The organism is Achromobacter sp. 1012554356, assembly GCF_059760815.1.
This window is the reverse complement of sequence record NZ_JCBANC010000043.1, coordinates 39,501-55,639: the sequence shown is the minus strand read 5'-3', so window position 1 is coordinate 55,639 and position 16,139 is coordinate 39,501. Positions and strand designations below refer to the sequence as shown.

Genomic DNA, 16,139 nt, shown 5'->3' with positions numbered 1-16,139 from the left:
GTGATACAGCGGCCTCCCTTCAAACTTCCCAATCGCCTCACCCAACCCCGGCCCGCTCGTAAACATCAACACCGCCCCCGGCGCAGCCAACCGCCCAAACTCCCCAAACATCCCCCGCTGATCCTCGGGCGACAAATGAAAAAAGCTATGCCAAGCGATCAACCCATCAAACGACTTAGCGACCGGCATCTGCCGCATATCCGCAGCAACCCACTGATGCTCAGGAAACGCCGCCTTCGCCCGCTTCAATAACGGCACCGACGTATCCACACCCGTAACGCGGCAACCACGCTCAATCAGATACTGAGCAATCGGCACGCCAAACCCACACCCAATATCCAGCACCCGCGGACTCGCCCCCGGCAACAGCGCCAGAAACGCATCCAGCCACGCGCGCTCAATCAGCCCAGTCCCACGCATCCGCACAAACGCGTCGGCATGCTCCCGATAGATCGACACCACGTCATCAGCAGGCGACTTGGACATCTTCAAACTCCCGTAACGGCGACCAAAATCCAAACCCTTGGCGAGCGAATCAACCGCAAACGCCCGAATCCCCATGGAAGCACTCCCAAGCCTCCGACTCAATATCCTCAATCACCACCCCATCCTCACCCGCGATGGTGAACTGCTCCTGGCTATCGCCAATACTCGCCGCCCCATCCAACCCCAGCAGCAGCGCATACATCGTGTCCCGCAGCGCCAGATCCAAAACGCCATGCACACCCTCAAGCTGTTCCGCCGACAACCCCAGCCCCCGCACCTTGGCCGCGACGGCACACCCGCCGTCCGCCGCCATGAACGTCTCCAACAGCTCACCCCGCAGCGCATTCCAGTTGCCGACAAATTCCTTCGCGTCCATTCGATTCCCTTGATATGTCCCAACCCGCGGCCGCATACCCAATCCCAACCGCGATCCAATCAACCAAAAAACAAGGGCCGCATAATCGCGGCCCCTGCATTCACTACTTTCTAAAACCTCATCAAGCCTTACGCACCTGCGCAATCAGCGCATCCAGCTGCTTCAGCATCGAATCCACTTCCTCAGCCGTCACATTCAGCGCGGGCATGAAGCGCAGCAGATTCGGACGCGGGGCATTCAGCAGCAGACCTTCCGGCGCCTGATTACGCGCAGCTTCGACAATCGCCGGACCATCATCACGATCCATCACCAGCGCGCGCAGCAGGCCCATGCCGCGTTCGCCCTTCATGCCGTACTTGGCCGAGATGGCCAGCAGGCCTTCGGAGAGTTGCTTGGCGCGGGCGTTGACCGCGTCCATGAAGCCCGGCGCGACCAGCGCGTCGAAGACGGCGACGCCGACGGCGGTGGTCAGGGGGTTGCCGTTGTAGGTGCCGCCTTGGTCGCCGTGCTGGAACACGCTGACTTCCTGACGGGCCAGCAGGGCGGCCAGCGGCACGCCGCCGCCGATGCCCTTGGCCAGCGTCATGATGTCGGGGACGACGTCAAAGTGCTGGTAGGCGAACATCTTGCCGGTGCGGCCCATGCCGGTCTGGACTTCGTCGACGATCAGCAGCAGCTGGTTTTCATCGGCCAGCTTGCGCAGGCCTTGCATGAATTCCTTGGTGGCGGGCAGCACGCCGCCTTCGCCCTGGACGGGTTCCAGCATGATGGCGACGGTCTTGTCGTCGATCAGCTTGCGCACGGATTCCAGGTCGTTCAGTTCGGCCTTGGGGAAGCCTTCGACCTGCGGCGCGAACATCTTGTCCCAGCCCGGCTTGCCCGATGCGGACATGGTGGCCAGGGTGCGGCCGTGGAAGCCGTGGTTCATGGTGATGATCTTGAAGGCGCCGTTCTTCTTGACCTGGCCCCACTTGCGCGCGAGCTTGATGGCGCCTTCGTTGGCTTCGCCGCCGCTGTTGGCGAAGAAGACGCGGTCAAAGTCGGACGCGCCGGTCAGGCGCTGGGCCAGCTCAATCGAGGGGATGTTGTAGAACGCCGGCGACGGGTTCATCAGCTTTTGCGACTGTTCGACCAGCGCGCGCTGCATTTCGGGCGCGGAGTGGCCCAGGGTGTTCACCGCCCAGCCCTGCACGAAGTCCAGATATCGCTTGCCCGCGTGATCCTCCAGCCAGGATCCCTTGCCGCTGACGAACACGAGGTCCGGGCGGGAGGTGATCTCCATGAGGGTGTTGACGTTGAACTGGCTGAATTCCATGGCGGTTCCTGCGGGATGTAAGGACAGGGGATGAAGGGAATTTCGGGGAACTTCCCCGGGGGAAGCGCGAAAAGGCAAATGTAGCACCGACGGGGGGATGCTATCGTGACGCTACCCCTCCGATCTGCCCCGGGCCGGCCTCACAAGGGCTGCCAGCGCGGGCGCTCTATTTTATGCAGGCGATGCGCCCCTCGCGCGCCGTCCGCCGTCGCTTTTTACTGACCAATCATGAAACGTATTCTTTCCAGTCTTGCCGCCGGCCTGGCGTTGGCCGCCGCCATGACGCCCGCCCACGCGGAATTTCCCGACCGTCCCATCCGCCTGATCGTGCCGTTCCCGCCGGGGCAGGCGACCGACATCTTTGCGCGCGCGCTGGCCGAGAAGCTGGGCGCGGCGGTCAAGCAGCCGATCGTGGTGGAGAACCGCGCGGGTGCGGGCAGCAATATCGGGATGGAGCAGGCCACGCGCGCTGCGCCGGACGGTTACACGCTGGTGATCGCGGGTAGCGCGGCGGCGGTGAATCAGACGCTGTACAAGACCATCAATTACAGCCTGACTAAGGACTTTGCGCCGGTGTCGGGCGTGTTCTCGGTGCCGCTGATGTTCCTGGCAACGCCGGCTTCGGGCATTTCGTCGCTGCAGCAACTGGTGACGCAGGCGCGCGCGAATCCGGGCGAACTGGCGTATGCCAGCGCGGGGATTGGCGGCACGCAGCATTTGTCGGCCGAGATGTTCAAGGCGGCGGCGGATATTGATATTCGCCATATTCCGTACAAGGGCAGCGGTCCGGCGCAGGCGGATTTTCTGGGGCATCAGGTGCCGCTGATGGTGGACTCGGTAACGGCGGGTTTGCCGCACGTGCAGAGCAAAAAGGCCGTGGCGCTGGCGGTGACGACGGCCAAGCGGTTGCCGCAGTTGCCTAACGTGCCGACGGTGGCCGAGTCGGGTTATCCGGGGTTTGAGGCGATCGGCTGGGCGGCGGTGTTGGCGCCGAAGGGGACGCCTGCGGAGATAACCAATGCGCTTAGCAAGCAGATCGGGCAGGTGTTGAATACGCCGGAGATGCAGAAGTTCTTCCGCGATCGTGGTGCGGAACCGATGCCGCTGACGCCTGAGGCTACCGGGACGTTTATCGCCTCGGAAGTGGAGAAGTGGGGCAAGGCGGTCAAGCAGTCGGGCGCACAGGTGGATTGAGCGCGGGTTGCGATTGATGTTGTTGGAAGCCGTCCCTGGATAGGGGCGGCTTTTTTTGTTGGGGGGTGCGGTGACGCTTGGCGGGGGTTGGACACCGCGGTTCTTGTGTGGGTGGGCGGCATCTTGCCAGGTGTCAGACACCCGTGTGGGGGCAGCTTGAGCCTGGCGAGTTGCTTATGGGGTGTCAGACACCTTCCTGCTGAGCAGACACCTTCCTGCTGAGACGCTCCGCTTGGCAGGTGTCTGACACCCAGTGAGACGGCCTTGAGTCTGCCGCCGCGCTTGCCGGGTGTCAGACACCTGGTTTTCGAATAGTCCCCCGTGGCCGGCGCGATCCAAACCAGTGCCGCCGCGCCCGCCGACGGCGCATCAGGGGCACCAGAACGGGGCAAAACACGCACCGCCCCCGCCGCTTCCCCGCGCAGCCTGCATGGCACAGAACTTGCATCTCCTCGCTTTGTATACCGACTTGGTGTGCAACGCATTGACCCGGCCGGGCAGTGCGGGCCCTGGAGAGTTCCTCATGAAACGCAGATCCCTGTTGCTGTCCCTTTGCGCCGCCGCCACGCTGCTGGCCGCCCCTGTGTCGCACGCCGACGCGCTGGACGATATCGTCAAGGCCGGCGTCATCAAGATCGCCGTGCCGCAGGACTTTCCGCCGTTCGGGTCGGTGGGCTCGGACATGAAGCCGCTGGGCTATGACATCGACACGGCCCAGCTCATCGCCAAACAGTTGGGCGTGAAGCTGGAACTGGTGCCGGTCACCAGCGCGAACCGCGTGCCATACCTGCAGACCAAGAAGGTGGATCTGGTGATCTCCAGCATGGGTAAGAATGCCGAGCGCGAGAAGGCTATCGACTTCTCTGACGCCTACGCGCCGTTCTTCAACGGCGTGTTCGGCCCGGCGGACCTGAAGGTGTCGTCCGCCGCGGATTTGGCCGGCAAGACCATCGGCGTGACGCGCGGCGCGGTGGAGGACATCGAGCTGACCAAAATTGCGCCCGAGTCCGCCACGGTCAAGCGGTATGAGGACAACAACGGCACGATCACCGCCTTTCTGTCGGGACAGGTGCCGATGATTGCGACGGGCAACGTGGTGGCCGCGGCGATCCTGGCGCGCAATCCGCCCAAGAAGCCCGAAACGAAATTCCTGATCAAGAACTCGCCGTGCTACATCGGCCTGAACAAGGACGAACCGAAGCTGCGCGCCCGCGTGAACGACATTCTGGCGGCCGCCAAGCAGGACGGCTCGCTGTCGGCGATCTCGCAGAAATGGCTGGGCGCCGCGCTGCCCAAGGATCTGTAGCCTGAGCGCGGCCGTCATGGCTTACCAGTACGACTTCGCCTCGGTTTTCGAGTACACGCCGGTGCTGCTCAAAGGCATCGGCGTGACGATCGAACTGATTGCGTTCGGCGCGGTGGCGGGCGTGGCGATCGGCATCGCGTGCGCCTGGGTGCGCACGCAGGGCCCGGCGTGGCTGCGCGCGCCAGTCACCGCGTATGTCGAGCTGATCCGGAACACGCCGTTTCTGATCCAGCTCTTTTTCGTGTTCTTCGGCCTGCCGTCGCTGGGCATCCAGCTTGGCGAAATGCAGGCGGCGTGCCTGGCGATGGCATTGAACCTGGGCGCCTACAGCACCGAGATCATCCGCGCCGGCATCGACGCCACGCCGCGCGGGCAGTACGAGGCGGGCGCGAGCCTGGCGCTGTCGCGGCTGCAGGTGTTCCGGCACATCGTGCTGATGCCTGCGCTGATGCGGATCTGGCCGGCGCTGTCGTCGCAGATCGTGATCGTGATGCTGGGATCGGCGGTGTGCTCGCAGATCGCGGCCGAGGACCTGACGTTTGCCGCGAACTTCATCCAGTCGCGCAATTTCCGGGCGTTCGAGGTGTATCTCGTGACGACCGGCATCTATCTGGCGCTGGCGGTGCTGCTGCGGCAGATCCTGCGCATGACTGGGCGGCGGCTGTTCCGCAAGGCGGCACGATGATTGAATTTTCCACCTGGGACATCGTGCGCAACCTGCTGCTGGCTGCGCGCTGGACGATCGTGCTGTCGCTGGCGGCCTTTGCGGGCGGGGCGTTGATGGGCGTGCTGGCGCTCATGATGCGCACGTCGCGCGTGGCCGCGATGCGGCGCATCAGTTGGGCGTACATCGAACTTTTTCAGGGAACGCCGCTGTTGATGCAGCTGTTCCTGGCGTTTTTTGGGCTGTCGCTGATCGGCGTGGAGGTGCCGCCGTGGCTGGCCGCGGGCGCGGCGCTGACGTTGTGGTCGGGCGCGTTTCTGGCCGAGATCTGGCGTGGCTGCGTGGAGGCCATACCGAAGGGACAGTGGGAAGCGTCGGCCAGCCTGGCGCTGGGCTACGTGCAGCAGATGCGCTATGTCGTGCTGCCGCAGGCGCTACGCATTGCGGTGGCGCCGACCGTGGGCTTTGCGGTGCAGATCGTCAAGAGCACGGCGCTGACGTCCATCATCGGCTTCACGGAACTGTCGAAGGCGGCCACGGTGATCACCAACGCCACCTTCAGCCCCTTCACCGTCTATGCCTGCGCGGCGCTGATCTACTTCGCGCTGTGCTGGCCCCTGTCGCGCCTCAGCCTCCGGCTGGAAAGGAAGTTGCATGCCCCTCATCGCCCTTGAAGACGTCCGCAAGCGGTTCGGCGACAACGAAGTGCTGAAAGGCGTGACGCTGCGCGTTGATCCTGGCGAGGTGATTGCCATCATCGGCAAGAGCGGTTCGGGCAAGAGCACGCTGCTGCGATGCATCAACGGGCTGGAGCAGATCGACGGCGGCGCGATCATGGTAGCCGACGCGCAGCTGGGCGATGACGAGCTGCGGCTGCGGGCGCTGCGGCTGAAGGTGGGCATGATCTTTCAGCAGTTCAACCTGTTTCCGCACCTGACCGTGGGGCGCAACGTGATGCTATCGCCCATGGTGGCCAAGCGTGTGCGCGAGCGCGACGCCGAGGACATGGCGCGCGCCATGCTGACCCGGGTGGGACTGGCGCACAAGTTCGACGCGTGGCCGGACGAATTATCGGGCGGACAGCAGCAGCGGGTGGCGATTGCGCGCGCGCTGGCGATGCAGCCGCTGGCGCTACTGTGCGATGAGATCACGTCGGCGCTGGATCCGGAGCTGGTCAACGAAGTGCTGGCGGTGGTTCGGGAATTGGCCGCCGACGGGATGACGCTGTTGATGGTGACGCATGAGATGCGTTTTGCGCGGGAGGTCTGCGACCGGGTGGTGTTCATGCACCAGGGCCGGGTCCACGAGATCGGACCGCCGGATGAGCTCTTTACCGCGCCGGCCACGCCAGAGCTGCGGCAATTTTTAGGGATGACAGATCTGGCGGCCGACCGGTAAAAATGCACCACCTGACCCGGTGCATGCGCCTCTATCGCGGGTTGGGCGCGGTTCCTATATTGGGGCTGTCCGCAGCCGATTTGTAGTTTTTCTCCGGCGCGGTTTCACGCAACCTGAGCGATAAGGAGCGATGACATGGATAAGGACCGCATCAAGGGCGCCGTCAAGGAAGTGAAGGGCGCCGTGAAGGAAACGGCCGGCAAGGTGACCGGCAGCACCAAGACCGAGGCAGAAGGGAAGATTGAGAAAACCGAGGGCAAAGTGCAGCGCAATGTGGGCGAGGCCAAGGATCAGGCACGGGACTTGCTGGACAAGTAATCGCGGCTGCCAATTGGCACGACCCGCAACGTCCAACGAAACGCCCGAAGGAGAAGAAAATGACCCACCGTATTTGGCTTGCGATGCTGCTTGCGATCTCCGCCGTGACCGCCGGCTGCAACACGATGGAAGGTGCCGGTAAGGACATCGAACGTGGCGGGGAGAAGATCCAGAACCAGGCCAAGTAGGGGCTGGCTGCCTGCATCGAAGGGTCGGCGCGTTGACGGCGCGCCGGCCTTTTTTCGTTAGCGCGAAAACCCGCGCGCCGCGATTTCCCAGATATCTTCCACCACGCCATCGCGCACGACCACCAGCCCGTCATGCAGGTTGAACGTGGGATCGACATGCGACGGCACCAGTCGCAGCACCGCACCCAGATCAGGCGCCTGCGCCCCCGGCTCCACGCGGACCACGCCGTGTTCGTCGTTGATGGCGGTGTAGGTCAACCCGGGTTCGCCAAAGATGGCGGGCGGGCCGCATTCGGCGGTGGTGGATTTCAGGCCCGCATCGAGGATCACCCGGTCGGGCGCCGGCTTGCTCATCACGGTGGCCAGCACGAACAGGCTGTTTTCAAACGCCAGCGGGCCGTCCCATTCGTTCGCGCCGTAGTCCCCATCCATGAAGGCATAGGAACCGGCCTGCAATTCGGTGTAGACGCCGCTGGCCGCATCGAATTCGGCGCTGCCCGTGCCGCCGCCCGTGATGGTGTCGCAGGCGATGCCGCTTTCGCGCAGCAACTGCGCGTAAGACGCCGCAATGCGCGCCGCCTGGCGGCAGACCTCGGCGCGCTCTTCGCGTGTGCGGTAGTGCTGCACCGACCCGTGATAAGCCTGCAAACCGGCGAAGTTCACGCCGGGCAGGTCGCGCGCCTGCTGCGCCAGCGCCAGCACGAGGGCGTCGTCCGACACGCCGCACCGGCCCTGGCCGACGTCCACTTCCACCAGCACGTCGATCTGCGCGCCCGCCTGCACCATGGCTTGCGACACCTGCGCCAGGTTGTGCGCGTTGTCCACGCACACGCTGACCTTCGCCACGCGCGCCAGCTGACCCAGCAGCGCCAGCTTGGCGGGGCCGACGACTTCGTTGCTGATGTGGATGTCCTGGATGCCGGCAGCCACAAAGGGCAGGGCCTCGCTGACCTTTTGGCAGCAGATGCCGCGCGCGCCCAGTTCAAGCTGGCGCAGGGCGATCTGCGGACACTTGTGCGCCTTGGCGTGCGGCCGCAGCGCAACGTCGTGGCGGTCGGCCCAGGCCTGCATCGCGCGCAGGTTGGCCTCGAAGGGCGTCAGGTCCAGCACGAGGCTGGGCGTATCGACGCGGGCCAAGGGATCGCCCGGCTGCGCGGGCGGGGGCAGCGCAATGCCGCGTATGACTTCCTGGGACATCCTGATGACTCCGTAGTCTGACTGCTTGAGAGGTAACACGCGCATAACCAAAGCGGGACCACCCATAACCAAACGGGCGATGCACCCCCAGGTAAACGATAGCCCCGTAACCATTGGCTACCAGTGGGCGGCATGACAGAATTTCATCATGAAAACGGCCCCCAAGGGGAGGCCCATTTCCGGCGTGGCAATGCTGCCGCGCCGGCGATGACAAGACGACCCACGTCACCCGACAGACCTGTCAACAAGTACCGGAGAAGCTCGCATGAAACTCAAGCACTGGATCACCGCCCTGACCGTCGCGGTCGCCGCCGTCGGCGCCACCAGTTCGGCACAAGCCCAGCAGTTTTTCCGCATCGGCACGGGCGGCACGGCGGGCACGTACTACCCGATCGGCGGCATCATCGGCAACGCCGTGTCGCAACCCGGCAAGCTGATCGCCACCGCGGTCGCCTCCAACGGGTCGGTCGCCAACATCAACGGCATCATGGGCGGCTCGTTTGAAGCCGGCTTCACGCAGTCGGACGTGGCGTTCTGGGCCTACAGCGGCACCGGCACGTTCGAAGGCAAGCCCAAGGCGCAAGACCTGCGCCTGATCTCCACGCTGTATCCGGAAAGCATCCATCTGGTGACGCGCAAGGGTTCCGGCATCAAGGGCGTCGCCGACCTGAAGGGCAAGCGCGTGTCGATGGACGAGCCGGGTTCCGGCACGCTGGTCGACGTGCGCCTGATCCTGGGCGCGTACGGCATGACCGACAAGGACGTGAAGGCCGAATACCTGAAACCCAACCAGGCGGGCGACAAACTGAAGGACGGCGGCCTGGACGCGTTCTTCTTCGTGGGCGGCGCGCCTGCCGGCGCCATCGCTGAACTGGCCTCCACGGGCAACATCGAGCTCGTGTCGCTGGTGGGTCCGGAAATCGACGCGCTGCGCGCCAAGCAAGAGTTCTTTACGCCGGATGTCATCACCGCGAACACGTACCAGAACATCCCCGAGGTCAAGACCATCTCGGTGAATGCGCAGATGGTGACGTCCGCCAAGATTCCCGAGCAGACGGTGTACGACGTGACCAAGGCGCTGTACAGCGACGCCACGCGCAAGACGCTGGACGCCGGCCACGCCAAGGGCAAGCTGATCACGCGTGAAAACGCGACGAAGGGCGCGGGCATTCCGTTCCATCCCGGCGCCGAGAAGTTCTACAAAGAAATCGGTTTGATCAAATAACTCGACCCCGACGCGTCTGCGGCGCCTACTGTTGGCGCCGCATCTGAGCAGGGCCGCCGTTGTGCGGCCCTGCTTGTTGAATCATCTTGAGAATCACCGCGATGGAAATCGATCACGAGAAAACCCAGAAGCTGGCGGAAAAGTACGATTCGGAAATCCGCTTCCGGCCGCTGGACAAGACTGCCACGTGGATCGTCTCGGGCCTGCTTGTCAGCCTCTCGATCTTTCATTACTACACCGCCGGCTTCGGCCTGCTGCGCGAGGCGACGCACCGCGGCGTGCACCTGGCCTTCGTGCTGAGCCTGATCTTCCTGGTCTTCGGCTTTTCCAAGTCGCATTACCAGCGCGAACCCAAGTCGACCTGGTATGCGCCGGGCGGCATTCCGCTGTACGACTGGATCATCGCAATCGCGCTGGCCCTGTCGGTGCTGTACATCCCGTACATCTTCGAGGACCTGGCGTTCCGCGTGGGCAATCCGCTGCCGCAGGACGTGCTGATGGGCTCGATCCTGCTGATCGGCCTCCTGGAAGCCACGCGGCGCGCCATGGGATGGCCGCTGCCGATCATCGCGCTGGTGTTCATGGCGTACGCGATGTTCGGGCCGTACTTCCCCGGACTGCTCAAGCACGCGGGCAATACGTGGTCGCAGGTCGTCAACCATATGTATCTGACCAGCCAGGGCGTGTACGGCGTGGCGGTGGGCGTGGTGGCGACCTACGTGTTCCACTTCGTGCTGTTTGGCGTGCTGGCCACCCGCATCGGGCTGGGCCAGTTATTCCTGGACGTGGCCTCGACCGTGGCGGGGCGTTACGCGGGCGGGCCGGCCAAGGTGTCGGTGTTCGGCTCGGCGATGTTCGGCATGATTTCGGGGTCTTCGGTGGCCAACGCCGTGACGGTAGGGTCGCTGACCATCCCGGCGATGATCCGCGTGGGCTATCCGCGCCATTTCGCGGCAGGCGTGGAAGCCGCCAGCAGCACGGGCGGGCAGATCACGCCGCCCATCATGGGCGCGGCCGCGTTCCTGATGATCGAGTTTCTGGGCATTCCGTACCAGCAGATCGCCATCGCGGGCATTTTTCCGGCGTTCCTGTACTTCTTCGGCATGTTCATGCAGGTGCACTTCGAGGCCAAGCGCGAAGGCCTGCGCGGACTGACCGCCGAGGAAATGCCCAAGCTCAAGCAGTCGTTCAAGATGCGCTGGCCGACGCTGATTCCGCTGGCGATGCTGATCGGCATGCTGGCCAGCGGCCGCACGCCGTATCTGGCGGCCTTCGCGGGCATCACGGGCTGCATCGTGGTGGGCATCCTCAATCCCTACACGCGGCTGCGGTTGCGCGACCTGTACGAAGCCTTTGAAACTGGCGCGAAGTACGCGCTGGCGGTCGGCGCGGCTGCCGGCACGGTGGGCATCGTGATCGGCGTGGTGACGCTGACGGGCGTGGGATTCAAGATCTCGTACATCGTGATCGCCGCCTCGCAGGCGCTGGCAGCAGGCGCGGCATTCTTCCTGCCCGAGGCGTTGACGGACATGCAGTCGCTGACGCTGATCGCGGCCTTGGTGATGACCGGCATCGTCTGCATCCTGATGGGCTGCGGCGTGCCCACGACCGCCAACTACCTCATCATGGTGGCCGTCGCGGCGCCGACGCTGGTGCAGCTGGGGGTGCAGCCCATCGCGGCACACTTCTTCGTGTTCTATTTCGGCATCCTGGCGGACATTACGCCCCCGGTGGCGCTGGCCGCGTACGCGGCGGCGGGCATGGCGGGCAGCGATCCCTTCAAGACCGGGAACACGGCGTTCCGGCTGGGCATCACCAAGCTGATCGTGCCGTTCGTCTTTGTGTTCTCGCCGTCGCTGCTGATTTCGGTGCAGGGGTTCACCTGGTACGAGTTCTTCGTGACCCTGCTTGGCTGCATGGTCGGGCTGGTGTTGCTGTCGGCGGCCCTGTCGCGTTTCATGCTGGTCGGCATGAAGAGCTGGGAGCGGTGGCTGTGCACGATCGGCGCGCTGCTGACGATCATCCCGGGACTGGCCAGCGGCATCATCGGGTTGGTGATCTGCATCCCGGTCTTCATCCGCCAGCTGGCGGGCCTGAAACTGGAGAACGCGCCCAAGGTGGCGTAACGCAGGACGCCTGGAACAAAAAAAAGGGGCGGACCCACGCGGGAACGCCCCTTTTTGCTGAATCAGCCATTTTGCCCGCATTTGGGTGCAAAATAGGCGTCCTTGCGCGGAAGGTGACGTAGTACAACACCCGCCTTTTAGTCGGTTGCCCGGCAAATTAAATCGGCGTAAAGTAAAATTCATGTTTGCTGGTCTGCCGATATGCGGGCCGACTGTGCAAACAGGCACAAACTGCGCCATATGTTCGATATCCTGGTCTATCTGTTCGAGAATTACTACACGCCTCAGGCCTGTCCTGCTGCCGATGTGCTCGCCAAGCGGCTCGCCGCTGCCGGTTTCGAGCACGAGGACATCGACGACGCGCTCGGTTGGCTGTATGGCCTTGCCGAGACCACCGAACGGTGCGTCGACCTGGCCCAGGCTCCCACGTCCGGAACCCGGATCTACACCGATAACGAATACCAACAGCTCGGCACCGAGTCCATCGGCTTCATCGCCTTTTTGGAATCGGCCGGCGTGCTGCCCGCGCCCCTGCGCGAGATCGTTATCGATCGGGGCCTGGCCTCGCCGGAAACGCCCGTGCCGCTCTCCAAGATCAAGATCATTGCCCTCATGGTTCTCTGGAGCCAGGAAGCCGAGATCGACAATCTGGTCCTCGAAGAGCTGCTCGACGAAGAAGGCGGGCGCCTGCTGCATTGAGCACGCGTTCCCGCGCCACGCTTTTCCACCCCTCAGCCCGCGCCTGATCGTGCGGGCTGAAGTCTTGTCTACGTCCCCTTGAATTACGTTGGCCGCTTCGCTCCCAGTCCCAGCGGACCGCTGCATGCGGGCTCGCTGGCGACCGCGCTGGCAAGCTGGCTGGACGCGCGCGCGCAGCGCGGGCGCTGGCTGCTGCGCATTGAAGACGTGGACACGCCCCGCACGGTGGCGGGCGCGGCGGACGTCATCATGGGGCAGTTGCAGGCGCTAGGGCTTGTCTGGGACGGTGAGATCGTCTGGCAGTCTCAACGAAACGAGGCCTACCAGGCCGCGTTCGACGCGCTTGCCGCGCAGGGCCTGATCTATGGCTGCGGCTGCACGCGGCGCGAAATTGCGGATTCTGCGCTGCGCGGCCAGACCGCACCGGGCGCCGATGGCGAAAGACCTTATCCCGGCACCTGCCGCCACGGTCTGCCGCCCGGGCGTGAGGCGCGGGCGTGGCGGTTGCGCGTGCCCGAAGGCGTGGAACACTTTGACGACCGCTGGCTCGGGCCGCAGGAGCAGGATGTGGCGCAGGCCGTCGGGGATTTTGCCCTGCGGCGGGCCGATGGGTTGTGGGCGTATCAGTTGGCTGTCGTGGTGGACGATGCCGTGCAGGGCGTGACGGATGTGGTGCGCGGGGCCGACCTGCTCAGTTCCACGGCGCGTCAGCGCGTGCTGGGGCGCCTCTTGGGATTGCCGCCGTTGCGCTACCTGCACGTGCCGTTGATACTTGATCCCGCCAGCGGTTTGAAGCTGTCCAAGCAGAATGGGGCCCCGGCGATCGATACCCGCGCGCCCCTGCCGACCCTGCAAGCCGCGTGGGCGGCATTGGGATTTGCGCCGCTGCCCGCTGCGGATGTCGCGTCATTCCTGCAGGACGCCACCGCGCGCTGGGCTGCGCGGTTTCCGGGCTGATTCCGGCGTCCGCACGATTCGCGGACTGCATGCCCCGCCGGCCTGAGCCGGCCGGGCCGTTTACAAGGGCTGCAGATCCGCCCCCAGCATTCGCACCAGCAACGCTTCCCCGTCGTCGGCCACGCGCAGTTCGCCGAAACGCGCAACCTCATAACGCGCCGCTTCGCCTTCCGGGAAGAACCACGCATTGGTCACGATGCGCACGCCATTGCCGCGGACGCGATAGCGCAGCGGCACTTCGGTTTCAGCGTGCGGATGCACGTCGGATTGGATGCGCACGGCTTGCGCGACGCCGCGCGCGTCCTGGGTCAGCATCACGTAGCCGTCGGGCTCGTACCCCATGACGCCGTCCACGTCGGGGCGGTCGCCGCCCAGCCGCAGGCGGGTCACCTCGCGTCCGGCCGCGAAATTCAGCGCCATGTAGTCGCCCTGCATGAGCGAACGCGGATCGACCGGGGCCAGCTCAAGAATGACCACCTTGCCCGAGGCCAACAGCTTCTCGCGCTCCCAGATGCCAAAGTTGGCCGCCGCAAGCACCAGCGCCAGACCGCCCAGGATGGCCGCCGTGCGCCAGCGCAGGGCGGGGGACACCGGTGGCATCGGGCGCAGCTGCGCGGGCGTCTGCGTGCGCATCAGGCGCGGCACCAGCCACACCGCGGCCCGCAGCACGAACAGCAGGACCGCCGCGCCGCTGAGCCACAGCGCCTTTTGCAGCAGCGGCAGCTCCAACTGGTAGTAATAGACGCCCAGGTAAGCCAGCAAGCTGGCCGCGCCAAAGATCATGACGCGCGACTGGTTCAGGCCGAAGCCCAGCAGCAGCCAGGTCAGGGCGAATCCAACGCCCGGACTGGGCAGCCAGAACAGCGCCAGCAGCAGCAGACCGATCGGCACGCCCCATGTGACGCCCCCCGTCAGCAGGCGGCGGCGCGGCCACAGGACGGCCAGCGCGGCGGCCACGGGCAGCAGCGCGCCCGCGACGATCAGCACAGCGGTTCGCGGCGCCAACTGCCAGATGGCGGGCAATTCAATGACGGAGATGCCGCTCGCCAGCCAGACCATGCCCTGCACGGAAAGCAGGAAGGCCCACGCCAGCGGCTGCAGCGCATGGCCGCGCCGCGCGCCCACGCGGTGGCTGACGGTAAGGATGACGGCGGTGGCCCACGCGCCGATCACGCCGATGGGCAACCAGAGGAAGGTGGCACGGGTCGCGTCGAAGCGGATCCACGCGTCCATCAGGTCTTCCTGCATGAGGTCGGGCGACAGGCCGCGCCAGATCAACGCGGCGCTGGCCAGGGCGATCAAGAGGCCGCTTAGGAACCGCAGGATCACGTCGGGACCCAGCGCATAGACCGCGGCCGCCATCAGCAGCACGAAGAAGCTGGCGCTGGCGAACGAGGTCGAATCGGACAGCCCGAAAATGATGAGGATCTGCCCCGTGAAGGCCATGGCCGTGCCGCATTGCCGCCAGAATGGACCGGCGTCGCTGCGCAGCACCGCCACGCCCGCGGCGCACAGCACCAGCCCGGCGACCAGCGCGCCGCCTTCGGTAGTGATCAGATTGGAAAACGCGACGAACAGCAGCAGGAGCAGAGTGGCCAGCCAGGCGGACAAGCCCAGCAGGCACTGCACGTACCAGGGGGGCTCGGCGCGCGGCACGGCGGCGGGGGCAAGCTGCGCGACGGGCGCGCTGGAGTCGGCGGGGTCCACGGCATTGCCTGCCGACGCGCCGGCAGGTTCGGCGTCAGCGGCGGGTATGGGGACAGGCGCTTCGTTGCTGAGGCCACGCAGCCAGCGGGCGGCCACGACGGCCTCGGCCATGAGCAGTGCGGCCAGCGGCAGCGCCGCCCACACGCCGGGCTCCAGCCGCCACAGCCATTCGCCCACCACCCGCAGCGACACGCAGATGACGCCGGCAGCCAGCATGGCCAGGATGACGAGATCGCGCCGGCCGCGCTGATAGTAAAGACCCAGGCCCAGCGTGGCGGCGACCCACGCAACGCCGTTGTAGGTGCCCAGGCCGCCGACGATGGAATCGCCGAACATCAGGGCCAGGACCAGCACGCTGATCGCGATGGCGGCCAGGATGCGCGGTCCGAAGACCGTGCTGGCGCGCCAGCGGCGCGCGGCCATTTCCCAGCCAAACAGCATCAGCAGGTTCAGGGCGGCCATGACGAGGCTGGGCAGGCCCGGGCCGCCGAAGATCATCAGCCAGGTGAAGACGCGTTCGCCCAGCCACAGCGCGGCCGCAAGATTGAGCACCAGCGCCCACAGCAGCCACACCGCCTGGCTGCCCGCGGCAAGCGCCCATGGCAGCAGCAGCACTGCCCACCAGGCGAACAATTCCCAGGTATCGGCACCCGTCTGATATGTTTGACCCAATAGCGCGAGCAGGGCGCCGAGCAGAATGCCGGCCAGCGCCAGCAGCGCGCCAGGTATGCTGCGTCGCACCCCGGGCCGGGCGCGCAAGCGCAATCCGGACCACGCGGCGGCCAGCGCGCACACGGCCAGAAGACCCTGCACACCGGCAAAGCGCTGCATTTTTGTCATGTCCTGCCAATTGGCGGCAACCCAGCAGACGGCGGCGCTGCCTAGCAGCAAAACCCCTAGCCACAAGGTGCTTCGCGACAAAAATTGACGCCAAGCGTGCAGTTCGGATCCCGCTTGTCTTTCAGTGCCGACTTGCATCTGGC

16 protein-coding genes are annotated in these 16,139 nt (G+C 65.3%); 11 read left to right on the top strand and 5 right to left on the bottom strand.

Going from position 1 to position 16,139, the window contains the following annotated elements; translation table 11 throughout:
- From AC6LJW_RS20645 to AC6LJW_RS20635, 3 genes are all read right to left on the bottom strand, one after another.
- Nucleotides 1-486 (bottom strand): class I SAM-dependent methyltransferase (locus AC6LJW_RS20645; RefSeq protein ID WP_498088162.1); only part of this gene is annotated, 486 nt, incomplete at its 3' end.
- Between the two features lie 49 nt (nucleotides 487-535).
- Nucleotides 536-862: a hypothetical protein gene (locus AC6LJW_RS20640; RefSeq protein WP_498088161.1), complete on the bottom strand. Its 327-nt coding sequence runs from the start codon at nucleotides 860-862 to the stop codon at nucleotides 536-538.
- A gap of 121 nt (nucleotides 863-983) precedes the next feature.
- Entirely contained in the window at nucleotides 984-2,177 is a 1,194-nt protein-coding gene (locus AC6LJW_RS20635) for an acetylornithine transaminase (protein WP_498088160.1), read from the bottom strand.
- Between the two features lie 228 nt (nucleotides 2,178-2,405).
- Between AC6LJW_RS20635 and AC6LJW_RS20630 the strand changes: the two genes are divergently transcribed.
- The 7 genes from AC6LJW_RS20630 to AC6LJW_RS20600 all read left to right on the top strand — a co-directional run bounded on the left by AC6LJW_RS20630 (nucleotide 2,406) and on the right by AC6LJW_RS20600 (nucleotide 7,245).
- On the top strand, nucleotides 2,406-3,371 hold the full coding sequence (locus tag AC6LJW_RS20630; RefSeq protein ID WP_498088159.1) for a Bug family tripartite tricarboxylate transporter substrate binding protein: 966 nt from the start codon (nucleotides 2,406-2,408) through the stop codon (nucleotides 3,369-3,371).
- Nucleotides 3,372-3,894: 523 nt separating this feature from the next.
- Nucleotides 3,895-4,677 (top strand): transporter substrate-binding domain-containing protein, encoded by a 783-nt coding sequence (locus AC6LJW_RS20625; RefSeq protein WP_175185516.1) that lies wholly within the window; start codon nucleotides 3,895-3,897, stop codon nucleotides 4,675-4,677.
- 16 nt (nucleotides 4,678-4,693) lie between these two features.
- Nucleotides 4,694-5,362, top strand: coding sequence for an amino acid ABC transporter permease (locus tag AC6LJW_RS20620; RefSeq protein ID WP_286938077.1), 669 nt, complete (start codon nucleotides 4,694-4,696; stop codon nucleotides 5,360-5,362).
- The gene (locus AC6LJW_RS20615) at nucleotides 5,359-6,015 is read left to right on the top strand and encodes an amino acid ABC transporter permease (protein WP_056565834.1); all 657 of its coding nucleotides are present in this window, start codon (nucleotides 5,359-5,361) and stop codon (nucleotides 6,013-6,015) included. The genes AC6LJW_RS20620 and AC6LJW_RS20615 overlap by 4 nt, the downstream gene beginning before the upstream one ends.
- Nucleotides 5,996-6,739, top strand: a complete 744-nt coding sequence (locus tag AC6LJW_RS20610) for an amino acid ABC transporter ATP-binding protein (RefSeq protein WP_056565836.1) — start codon at nucleotides 5,996-5,998, stop codon at nucleotides 6,737-6,739. The genes AC6LJW_RS20615 and AC6LJW_RS20610 overlap by 20 nt, the downstream gene beginning before the upstream one ends.
- 135 nt (nucleotides 6,740-6,874) lie before the next feature.
- Entirely contained in the window at nucleotides 6,875-7,057 is a 183-nt protein-coding gene (locus tag AC6LJW_RS20605; RefSeq protein ID WP_056565837.1) for a CsbD family protein, read from the top strand.
- Between the two features lie 59 nt (nucleotides 7,058-7,116).
- Entirely contained in the window at nucleotides 7,117-7,245 is a 129-nt protein-coding gene (locus tag AC6LJW_RS20600; protein ID WP_056565839.1) for an entericidin A/B family lipoprotein, read from the top strand.
- A 57-nt stretch (nucleotides 7,246-7,302) separates the two neighbouring features.
- Here AC6LJW_RS20600 and AC6LJW_RS20595 read toward each other — a convergent pair whose 3' ends face one another.
- A complete protein-coding gene (locus tag AC6LJW_RS20595) occupies nucleotides 7,303-8,442 on the bottom strand; it encodes a DSD1 family PLP-dependent enzyme (protein WP_056565842.1) in 1,140 nt (379 codons plus the stop codon).
- 265 nt (nucleotides 8,443-8,707) lie between these two features.
- On the opposite strand from AC6LJW_RS20595, the gene AC6LJW_RS20590 reads away from it, so the two are divergent.
- The 4 genes from AC6LJW_RS20590 to gluQRS all read left to right on the top strand — a co-directional run bounded on the left by AC6LJW_RS20590 (nucleotide 8,708) and on the right by gluQRS (nucleotide 13,449).
- On the top strand, nucleotides 8,708-9,667 hold the full coding sequence (locus AC6LJW_RS20590; protein WP_056565843.1) for a TAXI family TRAP transporter solute-binding subunit: 960 nt from the start codon (nucleotides 8,708-8,710) through the stop codon (nucleotides 9,665-9,667).
- Nucleotides 9,668-9,768: 101 nt separating this feature from the next.
- Complete coding sequence (locus tag AC6LJW_RS20585) at nucleotides 9,769-11,793, top strand: TRAP transporter permease (protein WP_056565846.1); 2,025 nt, start codon at nucleotides 9,769-9,771, stop codon at nucleotides 11,791-11,793.
- A gap of 240 nt (nucleotides 11,794-12,033) precedes the next feature.
- Nucleotides 12,034-12,492: a Smg family protein gene (locus AC6LJW_RS20580; RefSeq protein WP_056565848.1), complete on the top strand. Its 459-nt coding sequence runs from the start codon at nucleotides 12,034-12,036 to the stop codon at nucleotides 12,490-12,492.
- Nucleotides 12,493-12,570: 78 nt separating this feature from the next.
- A complete protein-coding gene (gene gluQRS / locus AC6LJW_RS20575; protein WP_056565851.1) occupies nucleotides 12,571-13,449 on the top strand; it encodes a tRNA glutamyl-Q(34) synthetase GluQRS in 879 nt (292 codons plus the stop codon).
- A 60-nt stretch (nucleotides 13,450-13,509) separates the two neighbouring features.
- Here gluQRS and AC6LJW_RS20570 read toward each other — a convergent pair whose 3' ends face one another.
- Complete coding sequence (locus tag AC6LJW_RS20570; RefSeq protein ID WP_498088158.1) at nucleotides 13,510-16,134, bottom strand: GDYXXLXY domain-containing protein; 2,625 nt, start codon at nucleotides 16,132-16,134, stop codon at nucleotides 13,510-13,512.
- Nucleotides 16,135-16,139: the final 5 nt, after the last annotated feature.